The organism is Fibrobacter sp. UWB3, from assembly GCF_002210405.1.
Classification (GTDB): domain Bacteria; phylum Fibrobacterota; class Fibrobacteria; order Fibrobacterales; family Fibrobacteraceae; genus Fibrobacter.
In genome coordinates this window covers 374,433-395,047 of the sequence record NZ_MWQJ01000002.1, presented here as the reverse complement: position 1 = coordinate 395,047, position 20,615 = coordinate 374,433, and the positions used below count along the sequence as shown (strand labels likewise).

Annotated in this window: 13 protein-coding genes; 6 read left to right on the top strand and 7 right to left on the bottom strand. The window is 49.0% G+C overall.

The window, feature by feature from the left end; all coding sequences use genetic code 11:
• The first annotated feature begins 346 nt into the window (after positions 1-346).
• The gene (locus B7991_RS14785; RefSeq protein ID WP_176421752.1) at positions 347-505 is read left to right on the top strand and encodes a hypothetical protein; all 159 of its coding nucleotides are present in this window, start codon (positions 347-349) and stop codon (positions 503-505) included.
• A 2-nt stretch (positions 506-507) separates the two neighbouring features.
• On the top strand, positions 508-1,068 hold the full coding sequence (locus tag B7991_RS04205) for a GNAT family N-acetyltransferase (RefSeq protein WP_088629729.1): 561 nt from the start codon (positions 508-510) through the stop codon (positions 1,066-1,068).
• Between the two features lie 167 nt (positions 1,069-1,235).
• Here B7991_RS04205 and carB read toward each other — a convergent pair whose 3' ends face one another.
• The 5 genes from carB to B7991_RS04175 form a co-directional block, all read right to left on the bottom strand.
• Positions 1,236-4,499 (bottom strand): carbamoyl-phosphate synthase large subunit, encoded by a 3,264-nt coding sequence (gene carB / locus B7991_RS04200; protein ID WP_088629728.1) that lies wholly within the window; start codon positions 4,497-4,499, stop codon positions 1,236-1,238.
• The gene (gene carA, locus B7991_RS04195) at positions 4,492-5,622 is read right to left on the bottom strand and encodes a glutamine-hydrolyzing carbamoyl-phosphate synthase small subunit (RefSeq protein WP_073424206.1); all 1,131 of its coding nucleotides are present in this window, start codon (positions 5,620-5,622) and stop codon (positions 4,492-4,494) included. The genes carB and carA overlap by 8 nt, the downstream gene beginning before the upstream one ends.
• A gap of 257 nt (positions 5,623-5,879) precedes the next feature.
• Positions 5,880-7,550, bottom strand: coding sequence for a glutamine hydrolyzing CTP synthase (gene pyrG / locus B7991_RS04185; protein WP_088629726.1), 1,671 nt, complete (start codon positions 7,548-7,550; stop codon positions 5,880-5,882).
• A gap of 257 nt (positions 7,551-7,807) precedes the next feature.
• Entirely contained in the window at positions 7,808-9,430 is a 1,623-nt protein-coding gene (locus tag B7991_RS04180; RefSeq protein WP_088629725.1) for a glycosyl hydrolase family 8, read from the bottom strand.
• Between the two features lie 201 nt (positions 9,431-9,631).
• Positions 9,632-11,752, bottom strand: coding sequence for a glutamine synthetase III (locus B7991_RS04175; RefSeq protein WP_088629724.1), 2,121 nt, complete (start codon positions 11,750-11,752; stop codon positions 9,632-9,634).
• Between the two features lie 299 nt (positions 11,753-12,051).
• Here B7991_RS04175 and B7991_RS04170 point away from each other — a divergent pair, with 299 nt between their 5' ends.
• The 4 genes from B7991_RS04170 (at position 12,052) to B7991_RS04155 (ending at position 18,922) form a co-directional block, all read left to right on the top strand.
• Positions 12,052-14,820 carry a TIGR02171 family protein gene (locus B7991_RS04170; RefSeq protein WP_088629723.1) on the top strand — a complete coding sequence of 923 codons (2,769 nt, stop codon included), beginning with the start codon at positions 12,052-12,054 and terminating at the stop codon, positions 14,818-14,820.
• Between the two features lie 106 nt (positions 14,821-14,926).
• Entirely contained in the window at positions 14,927-16,225 is a 1,299-nt protein-coding gene (locus B7991_RS04165) for a putative DNA modification/repair radical SAM protein (RefSeq protein WP_088629722.1), read from the top strand.
• Between the two features lie 33 nt (positions 16,226-16,258).
• Positions 16,259-17,152, top strand: coding sequence for a TIGR03915 family putative DNA repair protein (locus B7991_RS04160; protein ID WP_254917836.1), 894 nt, complete (start codon positions 16,259-16,261; stop codon positions 17,150-17,152).
• Positions 17,153-17,284: 132 nt separating this feature from the next.
• A complete protein-coding gene (locus B7991_RS04155) occupies positions 17,285-18,922 on the top strand; it encodes a cellulase family glycosylhydrolase (protein ID WP_088629720.1) in 1,638 nt (545 codons plus the stop codon).
• 122 nt (positions 18,923-19,044) lie between these two features.
• Here the strand turns inward: B7991_RS04155 and B7991_RS04150 are convergent, their stop codons facing one another.
• Together B7991_RS04150 and B7991_RS04140 are read right to left on the bottom strand one after the other, a co-directional pair.
• Positions 19,045-19,410 carry a helix-turn-helix transcriptional regulator gene (locus tag B7991_RS04150; protein WP_085490371.1) on the bottom strand — a complete coding sequence of 122 codons (366 nt, stop codon included), beginning with the start codon at positions 19,408-19,410 and terminating at the stop codon, positions 19,045-19,047.
• Between the two features lie 460 nt (positions 19,411-19,870).
• A complete protein-coding gene (locus B7991_RS04140) occupies positions 19,871-20,494 on the bottom strand; it encodes a formate/nitrite transporter family protein (protein WP_085490369.1) in 624 nt (207 codons plus the stop codon).
• Between the last annotated feature and the right edge of the window lie 121 nt (positions 20,495-20,615).

Below are 20,615 nucleotides of genomic sequence, written 5' to 3'. Positions count from 1 at the left end.
GGTCGCCCCGCAAGGGACGACTTTTTTATTAGATGTGCAACTATTGCATTTTTTGCAACAGTTCAAAACGAGGGGGGGGGGGCGCAGGTTAGTTTTGATTCGTTAAATTTTTAAAATTTTCGTTAAAAGTGGCGATTTTTCGTCAAAATCGCCACTTTTTTATATGAACCTTGTCTTTTTCTCTATAGAAAAACGAGAAAAATGCCTGTTTGACGAAATTTAGCTCTATTGACATCCTTTTTTGAGGAAAATATTTTTATGATAAACCTGCGTTCTCCTCACAAGGAGTCGCTATTGACATCGTTTTTTTTATTACCTATATTATGGGAGATAAAAGGTTTGAATTATGGCAAGACCAATTAAAGAAACTCCGACGCTCCGAGGTGAAGATGCTCGCGTTTTCGAGAAGAAAATCGCGAATCCGAAGCCTGTTTCGAGAGAAGACGTTCTGGCAGCTCAGAACGCCTATAATAGTGTCATGTCCATTGCAAAATTCTCCTTTTAATAATGAATTTGTCTTCATTTGATTTTTTGCCCCTTGGCGAAGATACCGAAATCTTGCCATTTGACTGCAATGATACTGACTTGAACAATTTCTTGTTTGATGATGCCAAGAACTATCTTGGAGACCTTATGGCAGTTACATATCTGTTTGTAGATCGGCAAGCACAAAAGACTGTTGCTTATTTCAGTCTTTTGAATGATAAGGTCTCTTATGACCCCGAAGAACGTTCTCTTTGGAATCGAATTAATCGCAGAATTTCGAATAACAAACGCCGCAAGACCTACCCCTCGGTGAAAATAGGTCGTCTTGCTGTTTCGAAAGATTACGACAACAAGGGTATCGGTAGGGCAATTTTGGATTTTATAAAGCATGCATTCACGAACGGCAATCGAACTGGTTGCCGGTTCATTACGGTTGATGCGTACGCTAAGGCAACGGGGTTCTATATCAAGAACAACTTTGATTTTTTTACGGAGAAAGACCGCAAAGATGCAACTCGTCTGATGTTCTTTGATCTCAAGCCGTTCAAGGATGCCCAAATTAGGGCAAAACTGTCTAACTAAAGAAAAGCCGGACGTTGCGGGCTGGCGTCTGAAGCCCGCTAGAAGGGGTAGCGAAAGACCCGGCTTGGGTGGGGGGTATAAAGGAGAAGCCCGCACGGAGGCGGGCTTGACACTAAGGGTGGGACGGGGCTGAAGCGAGGGGAAGACTTTTCCCTCTTCCATCCGCCTTACTTCTTCACGTGACGATGATATTCTTGCAAGCTGCACACTTCGAATCTTCCGAAGTCGTGCTTGTCCATGAGGCCTTCCACGGTAGAGGTGAGGGCGGCAATCGTCGTCGTGATAGGAATGCCAGAGACCACAGCCTTGGAGCGCATCTGGATTTCGTCGACCATGGCTTCTGCGCCAGTTTCGGTGGTGTTCACGATCCACTGCACTTCCTTGTCGTGGATAAGGTCGAGCAGGTTCGGGCGGCCACGGGAGATGCGGAACACGGCGCGGGTCTTGATGCCTTCGTTGTAGAGCATGGTGGAGGTGCCGCGGGTGGCGTAAATCTGGTAGCCCATGTCCACGAGGCGCTTGATGAGCGGAACTGCCTTCTGCTTGTCTTCGTCCTTGAGCGAGACGAAGATGTTGCCCTGGCTCGGAACCTTGTTGCCGGATGCGAGCTGGCTCTTGAGGTAGGCAAGGCCGCGGTCGCGATCGATGCTCATGACTTCGCCGGTGGACTTCATTTCCGGAGAAAGCGTGATGTCGACGCCCGGGAACTTGACGAACGGGAACACGGCTTCCTTGACGCTCACGTAAGGTACGCGGACTTCTTCGGTAAAGCCAATCTGTTCGAGCGTTTCGCCGGTCATGCAGCGTGTTGCATAGCTTGCAAGCGGCACGCCGATGGATTTGGACACAAACGGCACCGTACGGGATGCACGCGGGTTCACTTCGATCATGTAGAGTTCGCCATCCTTGACGGCGAGCTGCATGTTCATGAGACCGACAACGTGGAGTTCCTTGGCAAATTCCTTGGCGAATTCACGGACCTTGTCCTGAATTTCCTTGGAGAGTGTCATCGGCGGGATGACGCTAGCGGAGTCACCAGAGTGGATGCCTGCGGGTTCCACGTGTTCCATGATAGCACCGATAACAGTGTGCTTGCCATCGCTGATGCAGTCCACATCGAGTTCGGTTGCGTCTTCGAGGAAGCGGTCGATGAGGATCGGCTTGCCTTCGCCAATGGCAGCAGCTTCTTCCACGAACTTGCGGAGGTACTTTTCCTTGTAGACAATCACCATGCCGCGGCCGCCGAGAACGAAGCTCGGACGCACGAGAACTGGGTAGCCGATTTTCTCGACGATGGCGAGGGCTTCTTCGACGTTGTGGGCGATGCCGCTTTCGGCCTGCTTGATGCCAATCTTGGTAACGAGCTGCTTAAAGAAGTCGCGGTCTTCGGCAAGGTCGATGTCTTCGGGGCTTGTACCGATGACATTTGCACCAGCCTTCTTGAGACGCATAGCAAGGTTCAGCGGAGTCTGACCACCGAACTGAACAATCACGCCCGCGCACTTTTCGCGTTCGTAAATGCCCATCACGTCTTCGAGCGTAAGCGGTTCAAAGTAGAGCTTGTCCGAAGTATCGTAGTCGGTAGAAACCGTTTCGGGGTTAGAGTTCACCATGATGACTTCGTAGCCTTCGCGACGCAGCGTAAAGGCGGCGTGGCAGCAGCAGTAGTCGAATTCGATACCCTGACCGATTCTGTTCGGGCCGCCGCCGAGCACCATGATGCGCTTCTTGTGACCGTGACCCGGAATTTCGCGGACCGGTTCAGTATTGTCGGCATAGCAGCTATAGTAGTAAGGAGTGATGGCTTCGAATTCGCCGGCGCAAGTATCGACGGAGTAGTAGCTCGGGACGAGACCAATCTGCTTACGCACTGCCATGACTTCTTCCGGAGTCTTGTGGAAAAGGTAACCAATCTGGATGTCACTGAAGCCGAATTCCTTAGCCTGGCGGAAGAGAGCCTTATCCTTGGCGAGGTTTTCGAGAGAACCTGCAGCCGTGATTTCGTCTTCGAAGCAGGCGAGTTCTTCGAGGTGACGGAGGAAGTAGCGGTCAATCTTGGTGACTTCGTAAAGTTTTTCGATGTCCCAACCGCGGCGGAATGCTTCGTAGACTACGAAGATGCGTTCTGCGCTCGGGCGTGCAACTTCCTTGGCGAGTGTTTCGTCGTCATATTCCTTGAACTTTTCGCACTTGGCGCAGGCTCCGAATCCACCGAATCCCGTTTCAAGAGAACGGAGGGCCTTCTGCATGGCTTGCTTGAAGTTCGTACCGATTGCCATCGCTTCGCCCACAGACTTCATCTGAGTGCCGAGCGTGGAATCTGCCTTCGGGAACTTTTCGAATGTAAAGCGCGGAACCTTCACGACAACGTAGTCGAGAGCCGGTTCAAAGCAGCTCGGGGTCGATTGCGTGATGTCGTTGCGGAGTTCGTCGAGCGTATAACCCACAGCGAGAAGTGCTGCAATCTTTGCGATGGGGAAGCCCGTTGCCTTGGATGCAAGAGCAGAAGAACGGGACACACGCGGGTTCATTTCGATGATGATGCGGCGGCCGGTCTTCGGTTCGATAGCCCACTGCACGTTGGATCCGCCAGTTTCCACGCCGATAGCTTCCATGACCTTCAGGGAGTCGTCACGCATGGCCTGGTAGGCGCGGTCATCAAGGCTCTGGATCGGAGCGACCGTGATGGAGTCACCCGTGTGAACGCCCATGGGGTCGAGGTTTTCAATGGAGCACACGATAACGGCATTGCCCTTCTTATCGCGCATGACTTCCATTTCGAATTCTTTCCAGCCGAGGAGCGATTCTTCGATAAGCACTTCGTTGTTGAGCGAGGCGTCAAGACCGCGGTTCACGATGGTTTCGAATTCTTCTTCGTTGTGGGCGATACCGCCACCAGTACCACCAAGCGTAAAGCCTGGACGAATGATCAAGGGCCAGCTTCCGATGGTGTGGGCAATTGCGGTTGCTTCGCTCATGGAGTGTGCGGAACCGGAGCGGGGAAGGTCAAGCCCGATCTTGAGCATGGCTTCCTTGAACAAGTGACGGTCTTCGGCGCGCTGGATGGATTCGGCTTTAGCACCGATGAGTTCCACCTGGTAGCGGTCGAGAATACCGCGTTCGTTGAGTTCCATGGCGAGGTTCAAGGCGGTCTGGCCACCGAGAGTCGGGAGCAATGCATCGGGGCGTTCGCGACGAATGATTTCGTGGAGAATATCGACGCTCAGCGGTTCGATGTAGGTGCGGTCAGCCATTTCCGGGTCGGTCATGATGGTTGCCGGGTTGGAGTTCACGAGCACCACTTCGTAACCTTCGCGGCGGAGCACCTTACAGGCCTGCACGCCGGAGTAGTCGAATTCGCAGCCCTGGCCAATCACAATCGGACCAGAACCGATGAGCATAATCTTCTTGATGTCGGTACGCTTAGGCATTCTTGCCTCCCTTGAAATCTTCAATCATCTTCTTAAATTCTTCGAACAAGTACATGGAATCGTTCGGACCCGGGGCAGATTCCGGATGGTACTGCACGCTGAATGCCGGGAACTTTTTGTGGCGGATGCCTTCGACCGTGTTGTCGTTCAGGTTGATGTGCGTGACTTCGACATCGGCGGGGAGAGACGTTTCGTCAATGGCGTAGTTGTGGTTCTGTGACGTGATTTCGACAGCGCCCGTCAAGAGGTTCTTGACCGGATGGTTGCAGCCGTGGTGGCCGAACTTGAGCTTGGAAACCTTAGCACCGAGAGCAAGACCGAGGAGCTGGTTACCAAGGCAGATACCCATGAGAGGGATCTTGCCGAGGAGCTGCTTGACCATGTTGTAAACCTGCGGGAGGCTGTTCGGGTCGGCAGGACCATTGGAGAGGAACACGCCATCCGGCTTCTGTTCCATGATCTTTTCGTAGCTCGTGCCAATCGGCATAACCGTGATGCGCATGTCCTGTGCGGCAAGGTTTCTCAAGATGTTCGTCTTGATACCGAAATCGAGAGCGACAATGTGGTACTTGCCTTCGTTATTGAATTCGTAGCCGTTCGGGTCGGAGACCTTGCTCGCGTAGTCCTGACCGTCGAGGCCTTCCCAAGCCTTGGCCTTTGCGATAGCTTCGGCTTCGGTCATTTCCGTGTCTTCGACGTGGAGGTAAGCCTTCTGGGCACCATGTTCGCGGAGGTGGAGCGTGAGGGCGCGAGTATCGACGCCTGCAATGCCTGCCTTTTTCTGGGCGAGCATGTAATCATGGAGCGATTCTTCGTTCAGTTCCTTGGAAACCCAGTCGAGGGAGTTCACGACAATGCCATTCAAGAAAACCTGACGGGATTCGGACTTTTCAAAGTTTGTAGCGTAAGCGCCAACTTCGGCCGTGGTGAAAACCACGAACTGACCGGCGTAAGACGGGTCGGTCAAAATCTGCTTGTAGCCAGCCATACCGGTGTTAAACACGGCTTCGCCGACGGTGTCTTTCTTTTCGCCAAAGGCGTAACCGTGGAATACGGCTCCGTCAGCCAAGGCTATAAAAGCCTTGCGCTCGCGCTTTGCTTTCCATTGAAATTTTTCGTTCATGATTTACTCGTTGCTAGAATGTAAAAAGGCTGTGTATAAAAAGAAAGGCAAAAGCTAAATGCCTTTGCCTTAAAAATAAAACTCTTAAAAAAATGAATAGTCTTGTCAAAAACTGAAACCCAACCGACCTTTTTGTGGGCCGAAACTGCTTCCTTGAAGGCGAGTTCGAAGTCGACAAGTTCCATTCTTTTCATCGGGGGCTAATTATAGTAAATTGACAGGTTTACGACAATCCATTATTTAAGATTTTTTGCTTTTTAATTTTTCTCGTCTGCGGCTTTGAGGAGTCCGAGGAAGAGCGGTGCCGGGTGGATCAGCGAGGACTTCAGTTCAGGGTGGAACTGGCAGGCCATAAAGTAGGGGTGGTCCGTGAGTTCCATAATCTGCATAATGTCTTCGTTGGCAGCTTTTCCGGAGAAAACGAGCTTTTGCAGATTTGCACCGGTCGGATCGCCCTTTTCAATCTGTTCGACATACTGCGGGTTTACTTCGTAGCGGTGGCGGAAGCGTTCGCGGATGGCGGTAGAACCGTAAACCTGGGCGGCAAGGCTGTTTTCCTTGATGACGACATCGTGACCACCGAGGCGCATCGTCGCACCCAGATCCTTGATGTGTTCCTGGCCGGGGAGGAATGCAATGACCGGAACTTCGACGTGGTTCGTTTCGCTTTCCATTTCGACCGTACCTGCACCCTGCATACCGCAGACGTGGCGTGCAAATTCCACGACGGAGAGTTGCATACCGTAACAGATGCCGAGGAACGGAATCTTGTTTTCGCGCACGTAGCGGATGACCTGAATTTTGCCTTCGATACCGCGGCTACCGAAACCACCCGGAACGATGACTGCGTCGATTCCTTTGAGAGCTGTTTCGACAGAAACGGTACCATTTTCAATTTTTTCCGTATCGACCCAGCGGATGTTGGCATGCAAATCCAAATGGGCGGAGGCGTGCGTAATCGCTTCGACAACGGATGCGTAAGAATCTTCGAGGGCAAGGTACTTGCCGCAAATGGCAACGGTAAGCGTCTTGCGCGGATTCACGGAATTGCGCTTGAGGGCGTCCACGAGCTTGCTCCATTGATCGAGCTTGGGCGGGGCGTAAATGCCAAGCGTCTTGGAAAGAATCTCAGGAATGCCTTCGGCATCGTAAACGAGCGGGCATTCGTAAACGTGTTTCACGTCAATGCCAGAGATGATATGGTCTGCCGGCAGGTTGCAGAACAAACCGATTTTTGCCTTGAGGTGCGGCTTGATATATTCTTCGCAACGACCGATAACAATTTCCGGGTAAATGCCGAGCTTGTTCAAATCACGCACAGACATCTGCGTAGGCTTGGACTTCTGTTCGTTCACGCCAGACGGAATCGGGACGTAGGTGAGGTGTACGAAAATGGCGTTGTGGTCGCCAACTTCATGGCTCAACTGGCGAGCGGCTTCGATGTAGAACTGGTTTTCAAGGTCACCCACGGTACCGCCGATTTCAATCAACAGCACATCGGCTTTTTCCTGATTTGCAATTCTGTAGAACTGTTCCTTGATAAGGTCGGTCACATGCGGGATGAACTGCACTGTATGACCAAGATAGTCACCGCGACGTTCTTTCTCGAGGATCATCTTAAAGATGCGACCCATCGTGAGGCTCCAATCTTTCTTGGCGGTCACGTTCAAAAAGCGTTCATAGTGGCCGAAGTCCATGTCGCATTCGCCACCGTCATCCAAAACAAAAACTTCACCATGTTCGGTCGGGTTCATTGTGCCCGGGTCTGTGTTGAGGTAACCATCGCACTTGACCGGAACCACCTTCATTCTAGCAGAAAGCAGCGCCCCGATGGACGCTGCCGCTACCCCTTTGCCGAGTCCGGAGATGACGCCTCCGGTGACGATAATAAACTTAGTCTTTCCGTTGTATCTATGCTGTAATGCCATTTTAACTTTCCTAATTTACACAAATTGTAATTCTTTTTGTCGTTATAAGCAAAAGGCGTGCCAAAAATGGTGATTTGGCGAATTTTGCGAAATTTTCAACAACGGGCTCAAACTACGCTCGAAAGTATTTTACATAAATTGTAAATTTTCAATTTTGTTTTACATTTTATGTAATCACAACTTACAAAAAAAAAGAGCGCGCATTTGTGCACGCCCATTTATAGATCCCGACACAAAGCAGGAATCTCTATGTCTTATTACTTCACAACCTTGTAGGTCTTATCGCCAACGATGACGAGGAAGTTGCCTCTGCTATTGATGCGGACTTCTTGCATGGCGGAGCTTGTCTTTGCAGACTTGAGCACGCGACCATTGAGATCCGTAACAGCGAACTTGGTGCCAACCACAGCGTTTTCAATAACGATAGCGCTATTGGTGGACCAAACTCTTACGGCGTTGTTCAATCGAATCTTAGCAGAAATTGCGTTCGTTACAGGCTTTGCGCTAACCTTGTAGAGCTTGCAATCTTCGAAAGCGTAGAACGTGGTGTCCTTTTCAATCTTCACGCCACAGTATTCGTTTGCTTCAACGGACTTGTCTTCGGCAGTCGGCTTCGGCTTCCAAATCTTGAAGTTGCCACTCAGGTGGAGCATAGCGAGGTAGTGGACAAGGCCATCATAGTAGCGGTATTGACCGGTCATGAACTTCGTGTCCCAAGCATTCTGGAGGTTCTTCTTGATCTTTTCTTCAGAATCAGCAGTGCTTCTCAAAGCGATTGCGGCAACGGCGTTTGCACCGGCTTCGCCCTGCGTGTACTGTTCTTGCGGATTGGAGCCGTCCCAGTTAAAGCGAGCGTGCTGATAGCCGTCCTTTTCGAAGAAATTGATGATGCGATTTGCCATTTCAATTTCTCTGGTAGAGTCTGCACCGAACAGGTAATAGTCCATACCGAAGTTCATTGCGCAACGCATGGCGTCGTACATGTACTTGGTGGAATTGGAGTTGTAAGAATAGGACTGCGGCTGACCATTGAAGGAGCTGTAGTCGGCGAACAAGCCGGAGCTCGTGTTAGAAGACTTGTAAAGGTGATCGCGTGCAGCGGTGACTGCCTTTTTCCACTTGTCAGTATCCTTTTCTGCCCAGCGGGAGAAGAGTTCCAAGTAAGCAGGCAAGTCATAAGACGGGTCAGAGAAATCGTTTCCGTTGCCGAGCGGCTGGAACACGATAATGTAGTTGCCCTGGTTAAAGAGCTTGTGGCTTGGGTTGTTCCACATCTTGTCCATGATGTACAGAGCGTCTTTTCTGTACTGATCATCGTCCCAGCGGTTTGCTGCGAACAAGAGAGACATCATGAAATACATTTCGCCATCAGGCGCGCAGTTGTCGTCTCCGCCCATGCCGCTATCGTTGCGCTGCCAGGCAAAGTAACCGTCCCAGTCACCACCCTTGTGCCACATGTGGTTCTTGGCCCATTTCCAGAGCTTGTCAAATTCTTCTTTGTGACCTGTCTGCACGGCAATCATCATACCGTAAGACATACCTTCGGAGCGAACGTCATTGTTGTTGATGTCCTTGATGTAACCTTCGTTACCATTGTCGAAAAACACCTTGGAATTGTTGTCGCCCTTAAAATAGTGTTCCCACATCGCATCCATTTTTTCTTTGATTTCTGCGTCGGTCTTGCCCAAGTAGGTCTTGAATGGGCTTTCATAGTTGCCGGTGTAATATGCACCGTTAAACTGGGAACCGTCTTTTTCGCAGTCCGGGCCATAGTAAGCGCCGTTTTCATCAAAGAAATTACCTGCGGTATTGGCTGCAGTTGCCATGGCGGCACTGAACAGCAAGGAAAGAGAGAATGCACAAAGTTTTGTTGATTTCATGACAACAATTATATTTTCATTTCGCCTTTTTTTATAGTGGTTTAGACAAAATCCCGATGTAAGTTTTTACAACAAAAAGAAGTTTATCAAAAAAAATCACCCGCCTTTCGACGAGTGATTTTGTCTTCGGTTTTGATGTGCTTAAATCGTTTTACGAGTGATGCGCATTTCAACTAATAACCAATGGCTAATGACCATTGACTAGTAAATGAAAAGCATCTCGCGGTACTTCGGAAGCGGCCACTTTTCGTCCGGAACAATCTTTTCGAGAGAGTCCACAACCAAGCGGAGGTCGAGCATACCGTTCAAGATATCTTCGTGCTTCCCTGCGAGAGCCTTTTCCATCACTTCGATAGCAGCGAGCAACTTCTTGATGCCTTCGCCAAGCGGCTTGGCGTAAGAATCGAGAGCCGGAAAGCCCTGGTTCAGAGCCATTTCGTTTGCCTTGAGAGCAGCGGAGTAAGCTTCGATGGCCTGCGGGAGGATGATGTCCTTCGCCATGTCGCGAGCGATTTCACCTTCGATGTGAATCTTCTTGTGGTAGTCTTCCATGTTGACTTCGTAGCGGGAATCGAGTTCGCGCTTGTTGAACACGCCGTACTTTTCGAAGAGGGCGACGTTTTCTTTCTTGGTAAGTGCCTGGAGGGCTTCCATGGTAGTGCGGGTGTTCGGGAGGCCACGCTTTGCAGCTTCTTCAACCCATTCGTCCGTGTAACCGTTGCCGTTGAAGATAACGCGCTTGTGTTCCTTGACAATCTTCTGGAGAAGGTTCTGGAGTTCTTCATGGAACTTGTCTGTAGGAACGTTAGCAAGCTTGTCTGCAATGATGTCGAATGCTTCTGCAACAATCGTGTTGAGGATAACGTTCGGTTCAGAGCAGCTCTGGCTAGAACCCGGTGCACGGAATTCGAACTTGTTACCAGTGAATGCGAACGGAGAAGTACGGTTACGGTCCGTAGCGTCACGCGGGAGCGGCGGGAGAGTATCGGAACCGAGCTTGAGAGCGCCAGCCTGCTTGCTGGACTTCGGATCGCCCTTTTCGAGCTGATCGACGACATCAGCAAGCTGGTCGCCGAGGTACATGGAGATGATTGCCGGAGGAGCTTCGTTTGCTCCAAGGCGGTGGTCGTTACCAGCGCTTGCTACAGCCATACGGAGCAGGTCAGCGTGAGTATCGACGGCGTAAATCACAGCGCAGAGCGTAGTAAGGAAGATAGCGTTCTGGTGCGGGTCCTTGCCCGGGTTCAAGAGGTTGGTCTTACCGTAGTTCACAGACCAGTTGTTGTGCTTACCAGAACCGTTGATGCCAGCAAACGGCTTTTCGTGGAGGAGGCAGACGAGTCCGTGGCGGTCAGCGACCTGACGGAGGACTTCCATAATCTGCATGTTGTGGTCGCAAGCGAGGTTCACTTCTTCGAACATCGGAGCAAGTTCGAACTGAGCCGGAGCGACTTCGTTGTGGCGGGTCTTAGCCGGAATGCCGAGCTTCCAGAGTTCCTTTTCCACATCGTTCATGAAGTTCAAAATGCGGGACGGAATGCTACCGAAGTAGTGGTCTTCCATCTGCTGGTGCTTTGCCGGAGCTGCACCGAACAAGGTGCGGCCAGCCTGATAAAGGTCCGGGCGCTGGAGGTAGAAGCGCTTGTCGACGAGGAAGTATTCCTGTTCGGCACCGAGCGTAACGGTGACCTTCTGCTGGGCAACACCGAAGAGGCCCATGAGGCGGTCTGCGGATTTCTGCAAAGCCTGGATAGAACGGAGAAGCGGAGTCTTCTTGTCGAGTGCTTCGCCTGTGTAGCTACAGAATGCAGTCGGGATGCAAAGGGTTGCGCCGTTGCCGTGACGCTTGATGAAAGCCGGGGAAGTCGGGTCCCAAGCGGTGTAACCACGAGCTTCGAAAGTAGAACGGAGACCACCGCTCGGGAAAGAAGATGCGTCCGGTTCACCGACAATCAAGTTCTTGCCGCTGAAAGCGAGAATAGCCTTGTCGCCTTCGGGTTCCAAGAAAGAGTCGTGCTTTTCGGCAGTGGAACCGGTAAGAGGCTGGAACCAGTGAGTAAAGTGAGTAGCGCCGCGATCAAGGGCCCACTTTTTCATGCCGTGTGCAACTTCGCCAGCGATGCTCGGATCGAGCGGTGCGCCGTCATCGATAGTTGCAAAAAGCTTTTTGCAGATGTCTTTCGGCAGGTAAGTGCGCATGGCGTCGGCGTTGAAAACATCTTCACCATAAAAGTCGATATTTGCGGGGGCTGCGGCCATGTTTGCGCCGGCGGCTTCGCTCGCGATTTCCTTGATTGCTTTTAATCTATATGCGTTGCTCATTTGGCAAACTCCTTATTGTTTTTTGTTTTTCGCTGCCCTATTTGCAAAAAGCGTGCCAAAATGGAATTTGAATGATTTTACGCGAAAAAAGTGTAATTTGCGGGTTTTGTCCCTCTTTACAAAATGCGATGTTTTCCAAATTATGGAAAATCGAATGTTAATTTACAGAAAGTGTAAAAACAGGATGTAAAAACGCGCTTGAACTAAGCCTTTCGTAGCCAACTTGGGCTTTATTTGACAAAAACCATTACAATTCATAATTTTGACGTAGAAAAGTAAGCTCGTATAGCGTGTTTTTCATGAAAATTTGGCTTTTTTTGTTAATTACATCAATATTATGGGGAGCTTGTAGCAATAGCAGTAGCTCGTCCAACGATATTGTACCCGACGTCGAACCCGAACCTGAAATAATGGAGGGCATGCAGGTCATCAAAGGCGGTGATCTGGTTTTGGGGAGTAACGAATCTTCGTTCAGGGCTGCTGAACGCCCTGCCATGAAAGTCCATCTCGATTATGAATTTTATTTAGATGTTCACGAAGTTACTTGCGGGGACTATCGAATTCTCGCGAAAAAAGGCAAGGTGAAAGACTTTGGCGAATGCGCAAACGATGAGCTGCCATTAGCCAATGTTACTTATTTCGACGCCGTTCTTTATGCAAACGCCAAAAGCGTTGAACTCAACTACGATACCGCTTACACGTACACAAAAGCAACTTACGATACCGAAGGCCATTGCACAAATCTAGAAGGTTTTGCGTTCCATCCTGAGGCAGACGCTTTTCGACTCCCGACAGAAGCAGAGTGGGTTCTCGCAGCATCACAAAGCTGGAATCCCAAAGAAAAAAGCTGGAATTCTGACAATTCCGAATTTCATGCGCACCCCGTCTGTACTGCAGGGAAGGATTCTTTAGGATTTTGTGACTTGGCAGGAAATGTAAAAGAGTGGGTGAACGACTGGGCTGGAACGTTCCGCAACACGACTGTTACAAATTATGTCGGTGCTCCAGATGGTGGCGCTGTTGGGGAAAGAGTTTTAAAAGGCGGATATTATTCAGACCGCGCATCAGAAATAAATTTGGTTTCCCGTGGCGATGATTACACCGTAGAATCTTCATCTCATGCAGAACGAATTGGGTTCCGACTCGCTTTTGGAAAAATTCCATCTCCGACATGGCTTGATGATAATGGCAAGGTGCAACAAAGCGTAGTTTCTCCGCTTGCAAGCGCGACAGCCTTAAAATCTTATACGGGAACGTACAACATGATTCTCGCTTTCAGAAACGACATCAGCGGGAATCTTGCTTACATCAATTACAATGAAGGAACGTTATCCGTTACAGAAATTGAAGACACTTTGGAAGTCTACCATCCCGATATTTCGCCTGACGGAAAACATGTAGCATTCTGCACGAGATTTGAAGGTATTGCTGGAGAATCCAGTCTTTACGTTCGCGACCTGAACGCAAGCGGTTCAAATCTTGTAAAGCTCGATGTTCCAAGCGCTGCAATCCCGCGCTGGCGCGTTGTAAACGGCGACACGGTTATCGTTTACGTCACAGATGCAGGCAACAACAAAGACGAAGCCGCATTTGCAGCGACGAGTACGTGGCAAGTCAAATTCGCAAATGGCAAATTTGGCGTCCCAGAAAAACTTTTTGATGGAGCTTATCACGGCGGCGTTAGCGAAGACAACAAACTCGCCGTTACCGGAGCAAGAGTGTTGCGAGCCCTCCTTGCGGATTCTGGTTCTGACATTACACAAAAAACGAACTCTGCTATATGGTACAATAACGAACAAGCTTGCAATACGTCCCTAGCACAAGACGGCAGCAAGCGCACTGCATTCCTTGATTTCGCCGGAGAAACCGGTACAGCATTTGTCGGAACTCCATACGCCACGCACGAACGCATCTTCATCGCCGACAGCAATGGCAAATTGTTGCAGAGCGTCAAATCTCCTGATGGCTATACATTCGATCACAGTGAATGGGCTACCGATGGGGATCGATCCAACATCGTAGCGACTCTTGTTAATTTAAACGGAGCCCACACGAAAATCGTGCTTGCAAACCCTACCGACAATAGCATTTTGGAACTTGCCGAAGGCGATGAACTCTGGCACCCCAATTTATGGGTAAAAAAAGTAATCAAGAATGATTCAGTTCCCAAAGACACGTTCCAGCTTAATCCCGACAGTGCGGGAATTTACTTTGTCCCGGGTACGTCTGAAATAGCCGTCAAGTGGCGCTATAAAATTGATTTGCTTTGGCATCAATACGACTCGCTAAACACAGTCATTCTCGGATCGTCGCGTGCGCTTCACGGTGTTATCCCGTCGCTTTTCGATCAAAAGTTCAAGGCGCTCAATATGGCAAATTCAAACAGCATGCTCTATTGCGCAAATTTCATTTTTGAAAATTATGTTCTGCCGCATGTCAGCCACCTCAAATACATCGTCATTTCCATTGATATGGATATCTGGTTCAATACGGCGCCCAACAGTTTCTTGTTAAACAACCACCGCAATTATCCTGGTTTTGCATACGACGAAGATCATAATTACTGGAAAGACGCCATTCCAAGCAAGCTCGCAGAATACACAAGAAAATCACCGGGGTATTCTAAATTCGAACCTTTATTGAACACCATGGGGTACGAACAACTTGAAGCCGCAGGGTGGGGAGAACCAAAAGTCTGGACAGACAGTTTGTGGCTAAACCGATTCCCCAATCTTTATTACGACAATTTTAATTTATTAAAAACGATGATTGAAGAATGTGAAGCACGAGAAATTTACGTCATTGGCGTCATCTTCCCGCAGAACCCCGCATACAAAAATACCGGTGCACTCGGATTCCACGGAATACAGAGGAGCAAGGCTCCCGCGCTCATCAAGGAACTCGCCGATTTACACGATGAACACCCCAACTTTGTCCTTATGGACGAAAATAAGATGGGGGAGCACGACTACACCGACGACATGGCTTTTGACAGCAACCATCTAGCCCACGAAGGGGCTATTCAAATGACCAAGCGTTTGAATTCTCTTTTGCAAACTTTGCCGTAAAATCCACGAAACTCCATTTTACGCTTGCTTTTTTGTGCAGTTGATATTATATTTAGTGAACAAAAAGGCAAGTAAACAAGTGTGTCGTTAAAAACGATGGGCAAAAATGGATTTACGCGATAAACTGAACATTCTAGGCGATGCCGCCAAGTACGATGTTTCGTGCTCTTCGAGCGGTTCCAAACGCAATTCGCCAAAAGGCGGAATGGGGTGCGGGCACAGCTCGGGCATTTGCCATACGTGGAGCGCCGATGGTCGCTGCATTTCGCTATTGAAAGTACTGTTCAGTAACGCCTGTAAGTACGATTGTGCTTATTGCGTGAACCGACGTAGTAACGATATCCCACGAGCGACTTTTACTCCCAAAGAACTCATTAACCTCACGTTGGAATTTTACCGCCGCAATTACATTGAAGGGCTTTTCTTGAGCTCGGCCGTGATTGGCTCGCCAGATTACACGATGGAACTGTTAATTAAGGTGGCTAAGGAATTGCGTTTGGTACACCATTTTGGCGGTTACATCCATTTAAAGGCGATTCCTGGCGCAAGTTCTAGGCTTTTGTTCGAGGCCGGGCTTTATGCCGACCGCAGCAGCGTGAATATCGAAATCCCTTCGGACAAGCAGTTGCAATACCTCGCACCCGAAAAGAATTTTGCATCCATTTACCGCCCGATGAATTTTTTGGCAGAACGCAAGCTTGAATACAAAACGGACAAGTCCAAGTATTCTCCGAAGTTCTTGCCAGCAGGGCAGAGTACGCAAATGATTGTCGGAGCGTCGGGGGAAACAGACTTCCAGATTTTGACGCTTTCGGCGGGATTTTACAAGCAACAGCAAATGAAGCGTGTTTATTTTTCGGGGTATGTTCCGATAAATGCAGACAAGCGCTTGCCTGTAATCACCACAAAACCGCCGCTTTTACGCGAACATAGGCTTTATCAGGCCGATTGGCTCATGCGTTTTTACAAGTTCGAGTACAACGAGATTCTCGACGAGAAAAATCCGTTTTTGGATCCGGATTTGGATCCGAAAGTGATGTGGGCACTCCGCCATCCGGAATGCTTCCCGGTCGATTTGCAAACCGCCGATTACGAGATGATTTTGCGCGTGCCCGGCATTGGCGTGAGGTCTGCACAGCTCATTGTCAGTGGAAGGCGTTATTCTAAAATCAGATTCGAACATTTGAAGAAAATGGGGGTGGTGCTCAAGCGCGCGAAATACTTCATCTATGATAGCGATGTGCCGCGAGAACTCCACAAGCTTTACCCCGAAATGATTCGTCCCTTGCTCATAGCGGGCAAACCCAAGAACGATCAACTCGACCTATTCGACTCCATGCCCGCAGCGCTGCCACAGCCAAAAGCCGCACCATACACTAACGCTTTGTCAATCGCAAACAACTAACCATTCTCATCTCGTCATCCTGAACGCGAAAGCGTGAAGGATCCAGTTAAGTTTCGCATCAAAATTATGTCCCTCGCGATTCATTACGATTCTACTTTCGACGGCTTCTTGAGTGCCGTTTTCGAGATTTACCGCCAACATCTCGATGTTTCTTGCTTTGTCGCCGAACGCACGTACGAAGCGGAACGTGAAGCGGCAACCGACCTTTTCGCGCAACCCTTCCACGTTGAAACGTCTGAAGATTCAGCCAACCGCCTCAAGCGAGCTATTACCAAAGCAGCAAGCAAGGACGTATTGAATTTACTCGAAACGTGTTTCCGTTCCGAAGACGCAAACATCGAGATGAACATTCTTGCGTACTTGCGCAAGCTTTTTGCGGGGCTAGACCCGAATTACGGTCGCAATCCGTCAAGTCTCGAAATGATTCCGCTCATTACCATCGCGCGTTCCGTGCGTCGCGAAATGGACAACATGTACGGAATGGTGCGCTTCAATAAAGCCCCCGATGGTATGTACATCGCCGAAATCGAACCGAAGTACGACATTCTCGAAATGATTGTCGGGCATTTCCGATGCCGTTTCCCCAACGGCACATGGGCGATTATCGATGTCAAGCGTGGCTTTGGCGTCTATTACGAGAATTACCGAACACATTTTGTAACGGTTCCCGACCCGAGTTACATTTCAGCGCACGCCCCTCCCGATGAATTTACGCGTATGTGGAAGTCTTACTACGACACGATGGCGATCAAGGAGCGGCTCAACCCGCGCCTTCTTCGACGTTGCCTGCCTGTACGCTACTGGAAACATCTTCCTGAACGTTCGTTATCGAACTACTCGGCGAAAAACATCGGAAATGTAGTGCCGCCGCAACTTCCATCTGAAGTCGCCAAATCAAACGCGTCAGCATCCATAAGGCTCAAATAGCCGAGCTTACGCCTTGTGGCACATATTTTGCTTGAAAAGTCCATGGTTGAGCGCTGAATTTTTTATATATGCGAAAAAATTTTGGCTCTAAAATACATTTAGTTGTATATTTATAATGGATTAATTGACATTATGGAGAAAATTAAAGACATGAACGGCTCATCTGTGAAACCGGGTTTTTTCGTTCAAGATTCTTTTCTGTATAGCAAGGACAACGAAAAGGTTGTTCTTCGTGGTGTAAACCACATGTTTATTTGGACGGATCGTGAAGGCAAGACCATTCCCGAAATTGCAAAGACTGGCGCAAATTGTGTAAGAATTGTTTGGAATACGCGTGGCCGCATCAGCGACCTCGACAATATCATTTCGCTTTGTATTGCCAACGGCATGATTCCTATCCCGGAAATTCATGACACGACCGGTAACTGGGACCGCCTGAGCGACGCCCTTGAATTTTGGCTTCGCGAAGAAACACTCCAGATGATTTACAATCATCAGGAATACTTGATTTTGAACATCGGTAACGAACCGGGCGACAAGGCCCAGAGCGCCGATGAATTTTTCAATGCCTACAACATCATCGTTACAAAGCTCCGCGCCTCTGGCGTGCGTGTGCCGATCATGATCGACGCCGATGAATGGGGCCAGAACGAAAAGAATTTGTTGAACGTGGGCCCGAAGCTTTTGCAGGCAGACCCCGAACACAACTTAATTTTTTCAATTCACATGTGGTGGCCGACCGAACGCCACAATCCGGTGGCAACAGGCTACGAAACCGTCAAGGACCGCATCAAGGGTACGCTCGAAGAATCCCTCAAGCGTAAGATTCCCCTGATTGTCGGTGAATTTGCTCCGGTGGCTGCAGGCGGTGTTCGTGAAATTCCGTACAAGTTTATCATGTCGGAATGCGAACGCTTGAACATCGGCTGGCTCGCATGGAGTTGGGGTCCGGGTAACTTCGACAGTCCAGAAATGGATATGACAGTTCACGGCTCCTACAACACGCTTATTGGCTGGGGCAAGGAAGTCGCTGTCGATAGTCCTCTCGGCATCCAGAACACAAGCGTGATTCCAAACTTTATCCAGAACAAGGATTTCACGACCGGTTCTCAGGGAACTGGAGCGAATATCATTGAAAACGGCGAATTCAATGCCGAAGATCCGCTTTCTGGCTGGACAACCGACTTTTGGGGTGGAAAGGGCGATGTCACCGTCAAAGATGGCGTTGTGCATTTCGACATCAAGAAGGGCGGCAAGGATTCCTGGAATCTCCAGTTCAAGCAGCATTTTGCGCTCCACAAGGGTGTAACGTACATCTTTAGCATGCGCGCCAAGGCTGACAAGCCGCGTACGCTCAACGTGAACATCAAGAAGGACTGCGAAAGCTATACACCGTATGCAAACGGCCGTATTCTCGACTTGAGTACGAGCTGGCAGAACTTCAGCTGGAAATTCACGATGAAGGAAGAAACCGACGTCGACGCTGTGCTCATCTTCGACATGGGCGGCGTGCCGATTTCCTGGAATCTCGCCGATGTTTCGCTCGTTCATGCCCGCAGCGTTGCCGACCGTTTGAACAGAACGTTCCAGCGCAACGTGCAAAAGAACTCCGGTTACTTCAACGCACCGAACGGCCCGTGGGAACTGCACCTGTACTCCACAGATGGCAAGCTCCTCGAGATTCTCGACAAGGGTAAGGGCGGGGAAGGCATGCGTCAATACCCGAAGATCGAACGCAGCGGCATCATGGTCATCAAAGACCTCGGATAAACGTTTCCTCCACGGTCCCTCTTGACAATTCATCCTTAGAATCGTCATTCTCGACCAAAAGGAGGGAATCCATTATTTCACGAAAAAAAGCGCAATCCCTCGTGGATTGCGCTTTTTCTTTGTCATTTTTCGAAATCAAAAAATGCGGCAGGATCAGTGCCAAAAATTTCACCGAGCTTAACAGCCATTTTTCGAGATACCGTTCTTCGACCGTTTTCCATAGCGCAAAGATTCTGCACCTGAATACCGAGTTTTTCTGCAAGAGTCACTTGAGACCAATTGCGCAAATCCCTATTTGCGACAATCATTTCCCCTGGTGTAGTATCAAGCGATTTAAACCATTCCGTTTGTTCAAACGGTTCAGATTCGTTATCGTCGCTAACAATTACGTTTTCGGGTTTATAAGTGTCTCGTAAAAAACGTACAAGTGGGGCAGGAATATGTTTCGCTCTGATTTCAATACGGGGCCTTTTCACGACTGCCAGCATAGTACACCTCTATATTTATAGATCCGTCTTTACAAGTCCAGCATGCTACCCAATTTAAAGCGAGATGACAATGGTATGTCTCGTTTCCAAGTTTTGAGTAATGCCAAAATAGTGGTTGAATTGGACCAGAAACTTTCAATGATTGCAGAAGAGCCTTAAACTTATTTTGTACAGCTTTAGGCATAGTCATTGCATTTTTCTGAGCCCGTTTTGTTACGGTCACATTATACATAATATAATCAATTTTTGATTATTCGTCATTGATTATTTTTGTAAATGGCATCTTTATATTTTTAATGTCGTTTTGTGATGCATCTTTCATGCGCTTATCTCCTTAAATTAAAAAAGACATCCAAATTTTTGGATGCCACAGCGCATTACTCAGAAACGCAAAAGAAATGTAAGTTACATAGATTTTTTGGCAAGGCACCCATTGTAAAAAGGGTATAAATTCGCTTATTTACGCTTTCGCGGACTTGGCGTTCAGCTTTTGCATAAGCGGGATGAGCCCACCGCCAATGGAATTGCCAATCGTAATCGCGACAAGCGCCTTGAGCATCGTCATTGAGAAATCGCCTGCAAGCGAAAAATAGAACATGTCGGCAATGCAGTGCTCGAAACCGCTCAAGATAAAGACCATCACTGGGAGGAACACGATAAATACTTTCCCGACCTGGTTTTCAACAGTCTTGTAGCCGTCCGCTGCAATGAACATGAGCATCCCGCAGAAAATCCCGAGCACGAGCAAACTAGCAAAACCATCGCCGTCCTTGATAACGCAAAGAGCATTTGCTTTCGCTTGAAGTGCCGCACCATAGCGAGTCGCCGCCATCAATTTTGCGAAAACGAACGTCCCGATAAAATTCCCGAGCCAGACAATTCCCAAAAAGCCCCAATAATTAATCTTATTGTTGACGAAATAGCCGACCTTACCCGTAAAAAGGTTGAATCCGAAATTCAAAATCGTAAAAAGTCCGAGCCCGAACAAGAACGATCCGAGGATCTTATTGTCGCAAGAAAGGTAAACCGTTCCGCCGAGCCCTATGCACAAACCGGAGTAAATAGACTTGATAAAATTAATCATGGCGCCAAATTTAAAATTTTTAAACAGCCCTCATTTTCCAATTTTTGTCTACAAATCCTTTATAAAACTTAAATTTTTACTACTTTATAATTCTGAAGGCGTTTTTTGCGAAAACACGGTC

Excerpts from the sequence above, each read along its gene's own strand:
- B7991_RS14785 (WP_176421752.1), top strand. The coding sequence starts at position 347 with ATGGCAAGACCAATTAAAGAAACTCCGACGCTCCGAGGTGAAGATGCT.
- B7991_RS04175 (WP_088629724.1), bottom strand. The coding sequence starts at position 11,752 with ATGAGCAACGCATATAGATTAAAAGCAATCAAGGAAATCGCGAGCGAA.
- B7991_RS04205 (WP_088629729.1), top strand. The coding sequence starts at position 508 with ATGAATTTGTCTTCATTTGATTTTTTGCCCCTTGGCGAAGATACCGAA.
- carA (WP_073424206.1), bottom strand. The coding sequence starts at position 5,622 with ATGAACGAAAAATTTCAATGGAAAGCAAAGCGCGAGCGCAAGGCTTTT.
- B7991_RS04180 (WP_088629725.1), bottom strand. The coding sequence starts at position 9,430 with ATGAAATCAACAAAACTTTGTGCATTCTCTCTTTCCTTGCTGTTCAGT.
- B7991_RS04155 (WP_088629720.1), top strand. The coding sequence starts at position 17,285 with ATGGAGAAAATTAAAGACATGAACGGCTCATCTGTGAAACCGGGTTTT.
- B7991_RS04150 (WP_085490371.1), bottom strand. The coding sequence starts at position 19,410 with ATGCTGGCAGTCGTGAAAAGGCCCCGTATTGAAATCAGAGCGAAACAT.
- B7991_RS04170 (WP_088629723.1), top strand. The coding sequence starts at position 12,052 with ATGAAAATTTGGCTTTTTTTGTTAATTACATCAATATTATGGGGAGCT.
- carB (WP_088629728.1), bottom strand. The coding sequence starts at position 4,499 with ATGCCTAAGCGTACCGACATCAAGAAGATTATGCTCATCGGTTCTGGT.
- pyrG (WP_088629726.1), bottom strand. The coding sequence starts at position 7,550 with ATGGCATTACAGCATAGATACAACGGAAAGACTAAGTTTATTATCGTC.
- B7991_RS04165 (WP_088629722.1), top strand. The coding sequence starts at position 14,927 with ATGGATTTACGCGATAAACTGAACATTCTAGGCGATGCCGCCAAGTAC.
- B7991_RS04140 (WP_085490369.1), bottom strand. The coding sequence starts at position 20,494 with ATGATTAATTTTATCAAGTCTATTTACTCCGGTTTGTGCATAGGGCTC.